Source organism: Bacillus sp. AFS017336, from assembly GCF_002555445.1.
Taxonomy (GTDB): Bacteria; Bacillota; Bacilli; order Bacillales; family Bacillaceae_G; genus Gottfriedia.
In genome coordinates this window covers 1-15177 of record NZ_NUCO01000008.1, presented here as the reverse complement: position 1 = coordinate 15177, position 15177 = coordinate 1, and the positions used below count along the sequence as shown (strand labels likewise).

The 15177-nt window shown below is 29.5% G+C and carries 14 protein-coding genes and 3 pseudogenes; 5 read left to right on the top strand and 12 right to left on the bottom strand.

The annotated features are described in order from the left end of the window. The first annotated feature begins 5 nt into the window (after positions 1 to 5). Together deoD and CN601_RS03000 are read left to right on the top strand one after the other, a co-directional pair. The gene (gene deoD, locus CN601_RS03005) at positions 6 to 716 is read left to right on the top strand and encodes a purine-nucleoside phosphorylase (protein WP_098121210.1); all 711 of its coding nucleotides are present in this window, start codon (positions 6 to 8) and stop codon (positions 714 to 716) included. Between the two features lie 362 nt (positions 717 to 1078). Further along, positions 1079 to 1321 (top strand): hypothetical protein, encoded by a 243-nt coding sequence (locus CN601_RS03000; protein ID WP_098170003.1) that lies wholly within the window; start codon positions 1079 to 1081, stop codon positions 1319 to 1321. A gap of 93 nt (positions 1322 to 1414) precedes the next feature. Here CN601_RS03000 and CN601_RS02995 read toward each other — a convergent pair. The 7 genes and pseudogenes from CN601_RS02995 to CN601_RS02965 form a co-directional block, all read right to left on the bottom strand. Beyond that, positions 1415 to 1959, bottom strand: a pseudogene (locus tag CN601_RS02995) (SpoVR family protein); the annotation flags it as partial. Between the two features lie 68 nt (positions 1960 to 2027). Continuing rightward, the gene (locus tag CN601_RS02990; RefSeq protein ID WP_098121212.1) at positions 2028 to 2162 is read right to left on the bottom strand and encodes a hypothetical protein; all 135 of its coding nucleotides are present in this window, start codon (positions 2160 to 2162) and stop codon (positions 2028 to 2030) included. Between the two features lie 166 nt (positions 2163 to 2328). Next, positions 2329 to 2826 carry a DinB family protein gene (locus CN601_RS02985; protein ID WP_056471542.1) on the bottom strand — a complete coding sequence of 166 codons (498 nt, stop codon included), beginning with the start codon at positions 2824 to 2826 and terminating at the stop codon, positions 2329 to 2331. Positions 2827 to 3333: 507 nt separating this feature from the next. Further along, entirely contained in the window at positions 3334 to 3945 is a 612-nt protein-coding gene (locus CN601_RS02980) for a type II toxin-antitoxin system HicB family antitoxin (protein WP_098170002.1), read from the bottom strand. Between the two features lie 714 nt (positions 3946 to 4659). Further along, a complete protein-coding gene (locus tag CN601_RS02975; RefSeq protein WP_098170001.1) occupies positions 4660 to 5400 on the bottom strand; it encodes an ABC transporter permease in 741 nt (246 codons plus the stop codon). Further along, positions 5400 to 6128 carry an ABC transporter ATP-binding protein gene (locus CN601_RS02970; protein ID WP_098121789.1) on the bottom strand — a complete coding sequence of 243 codons (729 nt, stop codon included), beginning with the start codon at positions 6126 to 6128 and terminating at the stop codon, positions 5400 to 5402. The genes CN601_RS02975 and CN601_RS02970 overlap by 1 nt, the downstream gene beginning before the upstream one ends. Before the next feature lie 211 nt (positions 6129 to 6339). After that, positions 6340 to 7242, bottom strand: a complete 903-nt coding sequence (locus tag CN601_RS02965) for a hypothetical protein (protein ID WP_098170000.1) — start codon at positions 7240 to 7242, stop codon at positions 6340 to 6342. A 1190-nt stretch (positions 7243 to 8432) separates the two neighbouring features. Between CN601_RS02965 and CN601_RS02960 the strand changes: the two genes are divergently transcribed. Further along, on the top strand, positions 8433 to 8930 hold the full coding sequence (locus tag CN601_RS02960) for an FTR1 family protein (protein WP_179865422.1): 498 nt from the start codon (positions 8433 to 8435) through the stop codon (positions 8928 to 8930). A gap of 547 nt (positions 8931 to 9477) precedes the next feature. Here CN601_RS02960 and CN601_RS02955 read toward each other — a convergent pair. From CN601_RS02955 to CN601_RS02945, 4 genes and pseudogenes are all read right to left on the bottom strand, one after another. Then, positions 9478 to 9672, bottom strand: a complete 195-nt coding sequence (locus CN601_RS02955) for a DUF2187 family protein (RefSeq protein ID WP_098121787.1) — start codon at positions 9670 to 9672, stop codon at positions 9478 to 9480. 519 nt (positions 9673 to 10191) lie between these two features. After that, a pseudogene (locus CN601_RS02950) lies at positions 10192 to 10626 on the bottom strand (SpoVR family protein); the annotation flags it as partial. Positions 10627 to 10864: 238 nt separating this feature from the next. Beyond that, positions 10865 to 11017 carry a hypothetical protein gene (locus CN601_RS26780; protein WP_179865421.1) on the bottom strand — a complete coding sequence of 51 codons (153 nt, stop codon included), beginning with the start codon at positions 11015 to 11017 and terminating at the stop codon, positions 10865 to 10867. Beyond that, complete coding sequence (locus tag CN601_RS02945; protein WP_179865420.1) at positions 11014 to 12276, bottom strand: helix-turn-helix transcriptional regulator; 1263 nt, start codon at positions 12274 to 12276, stop codon at positions 11014 to 11016. Before CN601_RS02945 ends, CN601_RS26780 begins: the two co-directional genes overlap by 4 nt. A gap of 298 nt (positions 12277 to 12574) precedes the next feature. On the opposite strand from CN601_RS02945, the gene CN601_RS02940 reads away from it, so the two are divergent. Together CN601_RS02940 and CN601_RS02935 are read left to right on the top strand one after the other, a co-directional pair. Next, positions 12575 to 13942: a hypothetical protein gene (locus CN601_RS02940; RefSeq protein ID WP_098169997.1), complete on the top strand. Its 1368-nt coding sequence runs from the start codon at positions 12575 to 12577 to the stop codon at positions 13940 to 13942. Between the two features lie 217 nt (positions 13943 to 14159). Beyond that, positions 14160 to 14705: a DUF4352 domain-containing protein gene (locus tag CN601_RS02935; protein ID WP_098169996.1), complete on the top strand. Its 546-nt coding sequence runs from the start codon at positions 14160 to 14162 to the stop codon at positions 14703 to 14705. Positions 14706 to 15048: 343 nt separating this feature from the next. Here CN601_RS02935 and CN601_RS27385 read toward each other — a convergent pair. After that, positions 15049 to 15177, bottom strand: a pseudogene (locus tag CN601_RS27385) (SpoVR family protein); the annotation flags it as partial.

Genomic DNA, 15177 nt, shown 5'->3' with positions numbered 1-15177 from the left:
ATAATATGACAACACCACATAATACTGCTAAAACAGAAGAAATCGCAAAAACAGTTTTAATGCCAGGGGATCCACTACGCGCGAAATATATTGCGGAAACTTATCTAGAAAATCCAACTCAATTTAATACTGTACGTAATATGTTTGGCTATACAGGAACTTATAAAGGTAAACAAATATCTGTAATGGGATCTGGTATGGGAATGCCAAGTATAGGAATTTATTCATACGAATTATATAAATTTTATGATGTAGAAAATATAATCCGCGTTGGTAGTGCGGGTGCTTATACAGATGAACTAAACATTCATGATATCGTGCTTGTAGATAGTGCTTGGAGCCAATCAACATTTGCAAAAACTCAAGCAGGCGTAGAAGGTGACATCCAGTACCCTTGCGAAACCTTAACAAATAAAATTGAAGAAACTGCAAAACAGATTAATACTCCGATAATTAAAGGAAGAATACATTCAAGTGATGTATTTTATTATGAAAGTTCAGTTCCAAATTTTGTTGATTTTTATAATGACCATAAATGTATTTGTACCGAAATGGAAAGCTATGCACTATTCCATAATGCGAAAGTATTAGGAAAGAACGCAGCTTCTTTACTTACAATTTCAGATTCTTTAGTTACTCATGAAGAGATTAGTGCTGAAGCAAGACAAACTTCATTCGATAAAATGATGAAACTTGCATTAGAAGCTTGTTTGTAAAATGTAGAAATATGAGATTTATATAGATGTAAGAGCGTTTATTAGCATCTTAGGAATTATTAGGATTGCCTTTTAATAGTAGAAAAAGTTAGAACACAAACAAAAATTATACAAATAATTAAAAAGAAAAGTATTGAAAATGAAGTCAAAGATTAAAAAATTTTTATTCAACAAACACATACGTATGTTATTAAATAAAGCAGCCAATGGCTGCTTTTTTAATATTAGTATTTTGAAGTATAGTTAATTAAGGCATGGTATAATTAATTCTTAAGTCGATTAAAAACAATAAAATAGATAAAAACAATAAAATAGATTTTTATTTAAGTTATTACAGATATTTTATAAAAGGGGATGAAGTAATGGAGAGAATTTGTGGGCCATGTGCTAAAAATATAGGAATGTCAAAAGAAGAACGCATGAAACTGGCTGACTCACGCATTAACAAACAAATATATATCTGTCCAAATTGCGAAAATGAGCACAGTTATGTTAGTGCAGTAAAAATAGCTGTTCATGTAAATAATACTCCGAAACAAATAATTGAAAAGAAAAAACCCACAAAGAAAAAGAAAGTGGAATCAGAGCAATTTACATTATTTTAGATTTAATATTTCAATTAAGTCGAACTTTTTATTTCAGAATTCAAATTGAATAATAGTTAAAGTAGCAAGCAATTCATACAAAAAAACCACCTTTTAAAGGTGGTCTATTATATACCTCCGATGAATATACTTCCCATCATAACTAAACAACACAGACTTATTCTCAGTATTCATCTCTAAATGTACGACTCTACCTCACAACTGATGAATATAAGGTATTACTTTCTCCACATAATTACATCTAATTCCATAATTTTGATCTCTTACATTTTCCCATGCCTTATCGATAACTTATATTCCTTACCTTGTCGTTGGAATAAATACATATCTTCTCGCATGACAAGATCTTTAGTTAAGTAGTTTCGAATAAATGAACTAAAAGATTCTAATTCTCGCACTTCAAACATTTTTTCTCTTCCGCTGCCAGGTTTAACGCCTAATTCTTGCATTTCTTTTGTTGGATTATTATATCTCTCTTCAATATCTTCAAACATTCTTAAACCTAAATTATAGGGATTAATGCTTGTTTTTGACGGCTGAATTACTCCTGCATTAAGCTTTGCGTACTCAATTGCTTCATTGGAATCAAGATTTAGTTCGCGCATAATTCTTATATGCCAATAACTTGCCCAGCCTTGTTTCTCTCAACGATCTTCTTTTTGATATTCCTCACCAAGAATTTTCCCTTCTGTTTCAATATCAATTTTTATTTATTTTTCACCGTTTCTTGCATAGATCGAATGAAGTCGAGGTAATCCGTTGAAGTTGCATGATCTACATTCACAATGAAACCTGCATGCTTCTTTGATACTTCTGCTACCACTCCAACTACTTTAATCATAAGAGCATAAAAAAATTGGACAACTAGTAATTTAACTAGTTGCCCTTATAATACGAACATATACGTTAGTCATAATGAACTAATGAAATGCCCTCCAATTGTTGACTCAACTAACCTTTATAGTGAATTTCAATTGGCTTCCATGAATTCACTGTTGATCCAAAGTTTAGGCAGGATATCCTCCGGTTGGTGGTGGCCAAGCACTAAATAATCTGCGTATTAGTACGATTTCACCTAAATGATAGGAGTTGTGTGATGCAATATTGCGTAGTACACCACCTGGGGATTCGCCTGGCCATTTCTCTAATGATTTGTCCAATTGAACAGTTTGGGCAATCGTACATGCCTGTTCTATCCCTTGAAGAAAATGCTGAATAATCTGTTTCCACTCTTCCTCATTACTAGGTCCTTCTTCAACAGGCCAGCTTTCTTTCACATCAGAAGGTAATTTAGGCCTCTCTCCTTGTGCGAATAATAAGAGGAATTCTTGCCAGTATGTCATGTGTTTGACTAATTGATAAATAGTATAAGGTAACTCCTCTATTCTTTTTCCAGCAAGATCCATGTCTATATCCAACAAAGCATTCTTGATAGGAAGATGACCACGTTCTCCTCTTAATGATTTTACTAATGTGTCACTAAACGCTTTATTTGACTGCTCCATATTATCGACTCCAAACATTTTTATTTCTATTTTACTAAATTTGTTGTTCTATCCCTTTCTATTATCTAAATATTTAATAGAAAAAATCACTGATTACATTAATCAAATCGAATTTTCCATCTGAACCATATGATGATAAAGACACAATTTTTTACTAATTACAGTAATTTTTCATATCTTTTTTTTATTATATTGTTTAGAGTAAACTCTAAGTCAATAGATTATGAGAGGATTGCTTTTTAATAGTAGAAAACGTAAGAACCCAAACAAAAACTCTACAAATAATTAAAAAGATATGAATTGAAAATGAATACTAAGATTAATAAATCTTTTATTCAACAAACGCATTAGTTAGTTGAATAAGATTATTTAGATTTTAAATAAGTAAACAGTTAAAATCTTTTAATTTCCGTTATCATTAAATTTGCATCTTCTTCAGGAACTTCACCACTTTTTACTTTTTCATTTATTATTTGTATGACGGATTTTTTAAATTTCCCTCTGATTCTAATAGTTCTTTTTCCGTTCTATCCATTTATCCTTGGTACGGAGCTTTAAAATTACATTTTTAACAAATTGATTAAACTTCTCTTGTGCTTCAGAACGTAGTTTGACGGAAAAAAGTATTATACTTTCTGGGAACGGAGAATTTTTCTTGTACGTTGAATCAAAAAATAGTGCTTCCTCTTCTTCGGAATAATCTCCAAAAAAGATATCCCATTCTCCTCGGTCATTTTTATAGCCTATAGCTTCAATTTCCTCTTCATATTCTTCAATGTAATAGGCAATATGCCAATGGCGACCTTTTAAATGCTCCTTTATTTCATTGGAGTATGGTATAAAAGAGGTTTCTACATCAATTAATTCCATTCCCTTTGTAAGTAACTCTTTTTGAATAGAGAGTGGTATTGGAAGAGATTCATTATCATATAAAATTCCTGCTAAAGAATACGCTAAATCCTTTTTTGCATTTTTAATAGCTTCAAATTTGGTAACACCTGCCGATAAAGAAAAGTCCCACCCAAACTCAGGAAAAAGAGTAGGAAAATAAACACCAAATCCGCCTTCATCATCTTGTTTAATGAATGCTGGATAAACTAATTTTTCGAAATTAACCATAAGAACACATCCTTTATTTCTTAACAAAACGTTTTTCATATTAACTTCTACTTTTAATATCAACTATAACAAAATAAAAAGATTTTTACAGATTCTTATTCCACTAACCTGCCATTTAGTTGCAAATGGTTCACTTACCAAAAAAGAATTTTATACTTTCTAATCCATTAAGAAAACCACCTAAAAAAGGTGGCCTTAAATATACTACCGATGAATATTCTTCCCATCATAACTAAACAAAACAGACTTATTCTCAATATTTGTCTCTAAATGTACCCCTCTACCCCACAACCCCATTTTTTTAACATAACACTACCTTTTTTCTTAATTATTTTATTGTTTCAATTTATTAAAGTATCTTTAACATCCTCTAATTATTTAATCCGTATTTTTCCTTAATGCATTAATTCTTTGTGCATAAGCAATTTACCCTTCTTAGATCTATCCTGTCATTTAGCAAAAAAGAGGATGTTCAAATACTGATCATCTTCTTTTTGCTGTTGAAATATTTGGGGCCTTTTTTTTCAATAAGTGGCATTTAATAAAAGTATAACTTGCTAGTTTTAAAGTATTTTGTACTTTCTTATTTTAAACTTCATACCTCTTCAGAAATACATTTAAAATCAATTTTCAGTGTAAATCTAACTTTAAACTGATCCTATAAACAAAGAATCAGAGAAATAAAGGCTAGTAAAACCAACTTAGATTACTAAATTAATACTCTTGTTTATCAAAAAAATAATATCCGATAATAAAAAAAACGATCATGTATCCTAATAGCATGAAAAAATGATTTAGATTGAATAAAAGTGTTCCACTTGATAACCATTCGTGTGACCAGTTTAAATAATTGGTAAATAGTATATTATTAAGACCTGAAATAAATAGAGTCAATATTTGTATACCGATATACACTAAAATTCCGCTGATCAGAGCTGTACTGCTACTTTTAAAAAATTGCACCACAAAGGTTGCGAAAACCATAAAAACAACAGCTGGAATAACATCCACAAAATAAGCACTTATCACATATAAAGTATGGTCAATGTGTAATTTTAATATCATACTTGAAATAATTGAAACCAATAACGCCATTACTAAGCAACTAATAATATAAAAAGCAATTGCTATATTTTTTGAAATAAAAACTTTTAAACGACTTATCGGTCGAATCAATACTAATTTCATTGTTCCGTCCGCTACTTCTCCAGAAAAAAGTTCTGCAGATACCATAAATATAAATAATGGTAATAGTAAATTCGTTAGTATACTTAAGATAATGGAAGGATAATCTATAGAATCCATCGCTATAAAAATTAATTTTTGTTTAATTGAAGAGATAAAGAATGCAGGTAAGAAGCTGATCAAAGCTATTAAAAGTAAAGAGACAATTGTCTTTTTTTTCAAAAAAAGCTTCTGTGTTTCGTTTAAAACATTACCAACCAATATATACATTATTTTAATACCTCTTTTTTTATTGAGGACATATAAAATTCCTCTAATGAATTAAACTCTTTTTTTATTTCAGAAATTTCTCTTCCATTATTCACTAGTTCTCCATAATGGATAATGGCAACTCTACTACACATAAGTTCAATTTCATGGACAAGATGACTAGAAATAAAAAATGTAATTTGTTGTTCTTTAGCTAATTTTATTATTAGATTTCTCATTTCAATGGTACCTTCTATATCGAGACCATTTGTGGGTTCATCTAATATAACGAACTTAGGATTTGATAACAGTGCTATAGCTAAAGCTAGTCTTTGTTTCATACCTAATGAAAAATTTCTGACTTTCTCGTTTTTATATTCTTTTATTTTAACGACGTCGAGAATCTCATCAATATCCGATTCGCTTACTGACTTATAAAATCTTGTTGCTATTTTCAAATTATTATAAGCGGTCATAAATAAATATAAATCAGCTGTTTCAATTATCGATCCAACATGTTTTATAGCTTCTTCAAAATTTTCATGCAAGTTCGTTCCAAATATGTTCACGGTCCCAGATTGAATTGTATTTAATCCGACTATCGCCTTCATTATTGTTGTTTTGCCTGCTCCATTAGGCCCAAGAAATCCAAACACTTCACCTTTATAAACTTCAAAGTTTATATTTTTAACTCCTCTACCATTTTTATATATCTTTGTTACATTATTGACCTCAAGAATTTTTTCCATATATGCCTCCATTTAGAAAAGCCAAGTGCCTATGTCAATGTCAGACCAATTAAGATGTTTTTCTCGAATATTTAGCTACTATTAAGGTGCTAAAATATAGAAATTTGAAATAAAAATGAGTTTGTTTTTTCATGTTCAACCATAAATTTGAAAAACAAAGAGGGGGAGATCCGAAAGCTAAGCTTTTGGATTGCTCCCAATCTCATTAATATTATTCTCTATGATCTTCTTTAAAATGGCTGGTGATAACTTTTACTTTTTTACCAGATAAGTTAATATTATCTGGAGTTGTTTTGTTTATGTTTGATAAATCTAGATTTACATTAATTTCGATGCTGTGAGCTTTACCTTTAGCATCTGTACCATTTATTACGATTACAGCATCTTGGTGATTAATAATTTTATTTTGATTAAGATCTACATTAGATTTCACACTGTTTATTGTAATATCGCTCTGAAGTTGTGGAATTAAATTTTTAAAATTTTCTACATCCGTAAATTGCTCATCTTTGTTATATTCTTTGTTATTATCCATTTCGTGATGAGATTCACCAGCTTTTGTCAAAGCAATTGATGCAAATGCATTTACTAATGGAGTAACTTGATTTTTATCCATTGCAATTGTTAATTTTGAACCATCTTGATTAGCTGTTACATTATCTTTCATATTTCCAACTAAAGAGTCAATGATAACTCCCACACTTTTTTGTATTTGAGGGTTCAATTGATCATGATGGTCTTTAAATTTTTCAAATTCATTTTCATGAACTAAATATTGATTACTGCTACTTGATTTCGTAATTTCTTTTCCACCTTGATTGTAGGAATCAATTGTTACAGACTTAGTTCCTACTGTAACCGTCTTTGTGCTGCTAGAAGCATTTTCTTTTTGGTTTTGTTTTATGTTCGTACTAGCATTAAATAATTGAGTGCCATTATCCTTAACAGCAACATGTAAAGTAACTGTTTCATTTGTTAGTTGCTTAGTTTGAATGACAGCTTCTTTATATGCTTCATAACCAGATACTTGAGAGGCATTAGCAAAAACCGTACCTCCTAGTAAAGCTCCACCTATTGTAAGACTTGAAAGAATCATAAGATTTTTTTTCTTCATAATTATTTCCTCCAATTACTTATTTTAATTAAAGTATTTTAAATAAATTCTTTTCTCGTCCTAGTTCAACCAAAAAAGAAGTAGCATTTATGTATTTCTAATCTAAAAGGTTGAGTTGGACACTTAAATCATTTTAAACAAGAAAACAATTTCATAAACAAATAAGAAAGTAACTTAGGTAACATTGATATAATCTAATTACATATACATCACCACCTATTATAGAGATTCTTTAATACCGATAATAATAGCGGTTATCAAAGCCTCTTTAACTTTAAATAGATATTTAGCATTACAATTAGATACGATACAAAATTAAAATGAAAACTTGATGAAAATATGTTCCATTTCTATTTAATTTTTGGAGTATACAAAAAAGAACTTCAATTAAACTGCCAGTAACTTCAATAAAAATAAAAAAAGCCCTTTACAAGGAATTTGATTCCATTAGGAAAACCTCTTTTATCCAAAATAAAAGAGGTTTTCCTTTTGAAAGAAATGTGTGGATCAACGAAAATAAATATTTAGCAATATGCAAAGTAAACTAAGATCATAATTTCCAATTAAGACAGTTTCCGTTTTTGGAAAATAGAATGTTGAAAGTTCATCTTCACTTGCTATTAACTTTTTTAATATGTCCACTATGTGAAAAATACACACAATTCGGTGATCAATATGCATTTACTTTTTCCAGCATTATTGTAAATTTTTTTAACCAGTCCTTAGGAAACTGCTTATTGTAATTATATGGACCGTTCATTAGGATTGGGATATCTGAAAAGGCTCTCTTATACTAGTTTACTAGCTTTAATCATTGGATTTTGGTATTTCACTGAACCAACTGTAAACGTAATAAGAATTGAGACAAAACGAGTAGTTGGAGTACATTCTTTAAATCATTGCACAATTTTTCACATTAAACTTTAGTTAAAATTTAATGCGAAAAATTATAATTTCATTAAGTTTATTGACAAATATAAGACGGTGAAATACACTTCGTACAACGATAATGATTATCAATATTACTGTTTAAAATTTGGGGAAATTAATTTGTTAAATAAAATTTTTATCTAAAAACTATTCTTATATCAATCTCTTTACTAGTATTAATAACAGTTATTGTTTGGCAAGGAGTAAATTTTCACGGTAATCCTGATCCTACCTCTAAAAATTTAACACCAGGTGCTGCTGTGATTAATACATCTATTCTTATTTTTCGTGAAGGGTTAGAAGCAATTTTAGTATTATCAGCTATTATTTCGGGATTAGTAAAAAAGAAACAGGATAATTATTGGAAACCTATTTCTGTAGGAGCAGGTGTATCTTTCTTAGCAACTATTGCAACATGGTTTATCGTAGTAGCAATTATTTCTTCTGTAAATGCTTCAGAACTTCATATTCAAGCTGCAACTGGAATATTAGCTGTTGTTGTTCTATGTATTATTATGAATTGGTGCTTTCATAAGCTTTACTGGACAGGTTGGATTAACCTACATAATCGAAAAAAACAAAAAATAACAACAAATTCATTTGAAAGTGTTGCAAAAAATACATTTTGGTCCTTATTTTTACTGGGTCTTACTTCAGTTTATCGTGAAGGATTTGAGGTAGTATTATTTCTTCAAAATCTCCGTATGAAATTAGGAAACGACGTAATTTTTTTTATTAAGCTTAGACTTCAGAATTAAAGGCATTAAATTTACAAATATCAATGTCTTTTTTTATTTGTTTAACATAATATAACTTTCATAATTAAATTAAAATACATATGTAATTGTGTTTTATGACCACATTTATTACTAAATTTTTTACTCCATAAAATCCATAATTAAAAAGCGCATTCTATTTTTCTACTAAAGAAATAGTTAACTAATATAAAAAAATCGATGAAATGTCATTCCTGTTATGCAACTAGTCATTGCTAGTGAGACTTTTTTAGCAAACAAAAACTGGATAGCTTTTAAAACTATCCAGTAATTTCTTTTTATCCAATTACATTATTACTCTTATTTCTTTTTATTTATTCATCACATTTTCAAAAACATTAACAATTTACATCACATATACAATTTCATTATTCCCTGGTATTGGCCCCACCTACGCCAAATACGATGATAGCCACACATGCCATCCAACCTACTATTTAGCATAACAGAAAACGCTTACATTTTCAATTTTTAGAATATTCGTTAAAAATATTTTAATAACTCGTGAATAACTGACTTTTCTTTTCCTTCAGACACCATCAATCACTTTGTAATTTTTATGTGATATAACAGTTCTGTTTCCTTCAAACACCAATTCCGTTTTATTATCAATTATATTTACAATAACTGTATTTTCATTGACCTTTTCAACAATCCCTTTAATTCCATTCTTAAAAAATACATGTTCACCCAATCCAGCTATCTTTTTTGACTTAAATTTCATCATTTACTCCCCAATCTTAAACATTATTTTCCTTAGATTTACTACCATTGTTTTAGTATAATTTTTCTTCTTCACAATTAAAAACACCTTCATTAGTATAAAGATGAACATTTTAATTCGTACCAAGTTAGCTAGATCCTTAATAAGTAATACGTCTAAATCCATTTTGTAATTCTAACTTAAACAAATAACCTAATGGACATTTTTCTTTCTTCGTTTCATACAATGATGAAAAGTTAAGAAGTAATGATTTTAATTACTTTTCTTTCAAACTACTTTTTTATTATATTACCAAAATTTTAGATAAAAATATAGTATTTATTTTGAATAATAGAATTTTAGGAGTGTAGCATCGTCTTTTATTTTTAACCAGCAGTTCATCCGAAAATTAATTTTGTATTACTAGAAACTAAAATAAAGAATATTATTAGGGGAATTCTACTCCATCTAGGATAATAACGGAACAAATAATTCACTTTGGCATCTGCCTCTTCATTTAATGTTAGGATGAGAAAGTAACTCTTGAACTACAATATAAGGGAATCCCCCATTTACCCGACTAACTACAAGTTGATCTCGTACATTCTCCCATGCCTTATCAGTAACTTTATATTCCTTACCTTGTCGCTGGAATAGATACATATCTTCACGCATGACAAGATTTTTCGTTAAGTAGTTTCGTATAAATGAACTATCAGATTCTAATTCTCTTACTTCAAACAATTTTTCTCTACCGCTGCCAGGTTTGACACCTAACTCTATCATTTCTTTGCTTGGATTATTATATCGCTCTTCAATATCTTCGAACATCCTTAGTCCTAAGTAGTATGGATTTATACTTGTTTTAGAAGGTTGAACTACTCCTGCGTTTAGTTTTGCGTATTCGATCGCTTCATTTGAATCGAGATTTAGTTCACGCATGATACGGATGTGCCAGTAACTTGCCCAGCCTTCCGTCTCCCAACGACCTTTCTTTTTCATTCAATTTCGAAAAGTATTTGATAATTATTCCCTAAAACTAAATATACTATTTCTTTACTTGAAGACTGAGAAAAGACAGGCACCACTCTAAATAACAGTACTTATTGAAGAGTTAGGGAATTTTAACAAAGTATATAAATGCCCAAAAGCTCGCCTGATGCAAGCGAGCTTTTTCTTTTAAATTTCTTTTATACTAGAAAAGAAAATTGTCTTATCTAGTTCCAGGATCTTTTGGATCCTCATCTAAAGTTTCAATCAATAAACTACTTTTATTGATTGAAATGTGTTCTAAAGATTTAATTCCTAAATCTAATACCATAATCAGTATAAAAATATGGGACATATACTTCATTATTTTTTTCATTTTATTACTCCTTTATTACTATGTATTATCTTGTAGTTATGAAAACTTATTTGAAGGTACTCGTTAGCTAAGATTGCATTACCTTGCCTTTGAAAATATTTTGCAATCCTTTCACTGAACTCATATACTTTCATTCGATTATTAGTTTTTTCCATTATCGGCAACCCATGAGATATTAAGAATTGAATAACTTCTTCCTCATTATTTTGGGCTTCTAAGTAGAATATTTGGAGTTTAATATATTCTAGCTTTGTTTTATCTTCAAATGATTCTAATTCTTGTGCTAAGGTCTCAATAACTTGTTGATTCTTATGTAATTTTAACAAGTGCTCGACAATATTTCCGAGCGTTAGATAATATCCATCCGTATTTTTTTCTATCATTGCTAAAGATTGATAATAATAATCCAATGCTTTTTCTGAACAATTTTGTGAGCCGTATAAAAAGCCCAAGTTATGCAAAGCAGTCTCAATAATAGTATTATTTTGAATCGATTCTGCTTCATTTAATATTTCCATTAATAATTTTTCTGCACTTGCATATTCCCCAGTTCTTATTAAGTGAATTGAAAGAATCGTTTTTGTATCCAACAATCGGATAGTATTGTTAGATTGTTTATATATTTCAAAAGCTTTATTTCCATAATAAATAGCTAATGCAGATTGACTTAATTTACTATGCATTATCGCTTTAAGATAATAATATTCTGTTATTTGGTCTCGATATCGTTTTCTTAAATCTTTTACTTCATTTAATAATTCTAAGGCTTTCGAAAAATCATTCTTTCGATGATAATAGATAGCATTAACTACATTCCATACAAACGCTTCATATTGAGTAAACTTTTTCTTATTTATTTTTATTTTCTCAACTTGCTCTTCCACTTTTTGATATTGATGAACATATAAGTAATATCTTAAAAGATATAAATCGTATAAATAAAGCAAATCTGTAAACTTTACATATTCTTTATATTTAGAAAGCTCATTAAATAATGATTCTACCTGCTTATTATGAAGACGTTCCATTCCATTATAAAATCGTTGTAATTGTTCCTTTATTCGTTTAATTTTCTCTTCTTCATCATCAATTGATATACCCAATCTATTACATAACAATTTTAAAGTTTCGATATTAGCCTCTTTAGTATCATTTTCGATTTTGCTTAAGTGTGAGGCAGAACATATCCCATGACAAAGTTGTTCTTGTGTCATATGTTGTTTTTTTCGATGATAATTGATAATCTTTCCCAAGTTCATAGAGGCTCTTCCTTTCGTTAAAATTGTTTTAATATTACCAATTTTCATTATAGTGTAAATTACATAATGTTACATCTGTATTTTTTTACCATTTTTACCCAATTAATTAAATTTATATTAAATAAAAAGTATTAAACTCTAAAAATATTAAAAAATGATTTGATTTTATGTTTATTCTTTATATTTTTATAATCAAACTTGGGAAAGTTTTTAATGTATTTACGAAAACTCTGAAAAAGTGTTATCTTTTTCTTAGGACGTCCAGGAAATCATTAGTAAAAACAACAAGGAGAAAATTATGAAGAAATTTCATTTAAAGAGTAAGGTAGGAGTTACTGCATTAACAATCGGAATGCTAACTTTTGGAGGATTCAATTCTGTACAAGCGGCGTCTCAAAGTGCTGAAACCAAAATTCAAGTAGGCACAACATCTACAACAACGACTAGTTCTAAGTCATTATTCTTTTATAGTACTACACAAGTAGATGATTCCTTTTTGAGTAATTTTTCAGATAATTCACTATATTCAATCCAGAGTAATCTTAATAACGGAAGTGTCCAGTTTTCCAATAAAGTAAATGGACCTGGAGACATTATTAACATAAATGAAATGCTTGAAGCAGATGAAATCGCATACCCTGCCCAAGCTCTTTACAACAATTCATACATGCAATCTGTATTAAAACAAGCATTGATGAATAATAAATTTGTTTACCTTTATGGTAATGCAATAACAATCAGTGACTATAAATCTTTATTAGGTTTAGATTCAATATCTGTAAACGATATTACTAGTGACGGAGAGGAAATTACGCCTGTATTTGGTACAAATTCTTCTACAGAAAAAGGAGTTGTTAGAAGTAACCCTGAAAGAGAAAATACATACTATGAAGACCCTTCAACTAGAATAATTGGACCTGTAAACGAAGATCGTTATCAAGTCATAGGTTACACATTAAATACAAATGCTCCTACGAGATTGATTACAAATACAATTGTAACTGGATACAATGACGATTATTACGGTGATATCCCAAATGATGTTCAGACAGAACAGATTTTACAAGAGACACTGGAAGATGTTACTCAAAATAAAATTTTAGAAGATACAACTACAAGAACTATTGTAGCCAGTTCTCCTACAAAATTCACGTTAAGTTCTTATATAGCAGGTGAATTGGTTGGAAAAGTAGTATCCCATTGGACACTTAATAAAAAGAGTGATAGTGATTCACACTTTGATTATTTCTATGTAGATGATCAGACACAATTATTAACTTATAATGGAGGTATAGCTACTTACCTAAAAGTTGACCATGATATTCCGTATAGTGAAGATTACCTTGATCAATGGGGACCTAAGGATGGAACTGGTTCATTCCAATTTAGCTTTAGTATTCCATTTTCAATAAGTTTTAGTTTTAATATGGATTCTAACGCACATGTAGACGACATTTCAAATGAAGATCTAGATTATGCAAGATGGGTCGTAACAGACGGTGATATGTCGGGAGACACTTTTCGACCAAGAACTGCTTGGAAGTCAGCAGGTACGTATGCATCTATGGACATTAGACATTGGGCAAAGTTTAAGAAAGTAATTGATGGCAGGGTTCTTTTATCAGATGAAGTCAGCCATAAGTTAGATGTAAATTATGATTATTAATAGCTAATAGGGAAAATTTTAAATTAATCCTTTTAATTGGTTTTTTATTAGGACAAAAAGTGACCAATGAAGTCATTTTTTGTTCTATTTTTTCCCATAAAAATATTAATGTTGCACTTAAATGATGAAAAATTACTAACTATTATACTAAAAACAACTCTATCTCACTTCTGAATAACGAACTAAAATTATAATGAATAATTGAGAGGTACAAGTTATGAAAAAAAAATCATGGTTTGTTATTATATTATTAACAATAGTAGGAAATGTATTAAGTGGTTGCAATTTGCAACAGGTAAATAAAGATAAAACTTATGATGTGTACACACAAAAAACCACTAAAGCATTACAGAATAAAGTTTATAAAATGGGAGAAACAGTTGAATTAGATGGTGTACAGATTACTATAGACAAAGCTTATTTTACAAAACCTTCTATGAAAGAAAATGCAAAAAATAACAATGTTCTTACTGTAGATTTGCAAGTGTGGAGCAAGCCATTAACTAAAGGAGTTTATATTAATCCTTCTGATTTTAGTTTATATGATCCACAAGAAAATCTAAAGCTTCATTATAATGGTTATAGTAAACAAGAAATAAATAGCACTATTTCTGAAGTTAATACTCCTAATAAAAATGTAGTTGGAGTAGAAGGAAATCTCTATTTTGACACTTCTAAATTTGGTAAGTATGAACTAGTATATAAACCGCCTTTCTCAAAAAAAATAAATGAAATTAGATTTAAAATTACTCCCAAACAATAGATGATATGAGGATTCTGCAACCACTATAGAGACTAAAGTTACCATAAGAAAAATCCTCATATCGTCTTGAGGATTTTCCATTCTCTATTCCAATCAACGACATTATCACCTGTCACTCAACTGAAATATTCACCTTCTATTTGGTAAAGACCTTTTGCCAACATTCTTTTAAGACGGACATTTTACAATTGCGTGTATTTCCATGATCATCTTGACTAATTCTCCTGTGGAAGCAACTTTGTCCTTGTGCTATTCGTTCAACAAAGATACTTCTTGTTGCAGTGTAAGTGCGTAATATACCGTGTAAATCGGGGATACAAAAAAACCACCTCAAAAGGTGGTCTTAAATATACTTCCGATGAATATTCTTCCCATCATAACTAAACAACACAGACTTACCTTCTATATTCGTCTCCAAATGAACCCCTCTACCCCACAACTGATGAATATACGGCATTACCTTTTCAACATA

Bases quoted from the DNA above. Each gene is read 5' to 3' on its own strand.
- deoD (WP_098121210.1), top strand. From the start codon at position 6: ATGACAACACCACATAATACTGCTAAAACAGAAGAAATCGCAAAAACA.
- CN601_RS03000 (WP_098170003.1), top strand. From the start codon at position 1,079: ATGGAGAGAATTTGTGGGCCATGTGCTAAAAATATAGGAATGTCAAAA.
- CN601_RS02990 (WP_098121212.1), bottom strand. From the start codon at position 2,162: ATGATTAAAGTAGTTGGAGTGGTAGCAGAAGTATCAAAGAAGCATGCA.
- CN601_RS02985 (WP_056471542.1), bottom strand. From the start codon at position 2,826: ATGGAGCAGTCAAATAAAGCGTTTAGTGACACATTAGTAAAATCATTA.
- CN601_RS02980 (WP_098170002.1), bottom strand. From the start codon at position 3,945: ATGGTTAATTTCGAAAAATTAGTTTATCCAGCATTCATTAAACAAGAT.
- CN601_RS02975 (WP_098170001.1), bottom strand. From the start codon at position 5,400: ATGTATATATTGGTTGGTAATGTTTTAAACGAAACACAGAAGCTTTTT.
- CN601_RS02970 (WP_098121789.1), bottom strand. From the start codon at position 6,128: ATGGAAAAAATTCTTGAGGTCAATAATGTAACAAAGATATATAAAAAT.
- CN601_RS02965 (WP_098170000.1), bottom strand. From the start codon at position 7,242: ATGAAGAAAAAAAATCTTATGATTCTTTCAAGTCTTACAATAGGTGGA.
- CN601_RS02955 (WP_098121787.1), bottom strand. From the start codon at position 9,672: ATGAAATTTAAGTCAAAAAAGATAGCTGGATTGGGTGAACATGTATTT.
- CN601_RS26780 (WP_179865421.1), bottom strand. From the start codon at position 11,017: ATGAAAAAAATAATGAAGTATATGTCCCATATTTTTATACTGATTATG.
- CN601_RS02945 (WP_179865420.1), bottom strand. From the start codon at position 12,276: ATGAACTTGGGAAAGATTATCAATTATCATCGAAAAAAACAACATATG.
- CN601_RS02940 (WP_098169997.1), top strand. From the start codon at position 12,575: ATGAAGAAATTTCATTTAAAGAGTAAGGTAGGAGTTACTGCATTAACA.
- CN601_RS02935 (WP_098169996.1), top strand. From the start codon at position 14,160: ATGAAAAAAAAATCATGGTTTGTTATTATATTATTAACAATAGTAGGA.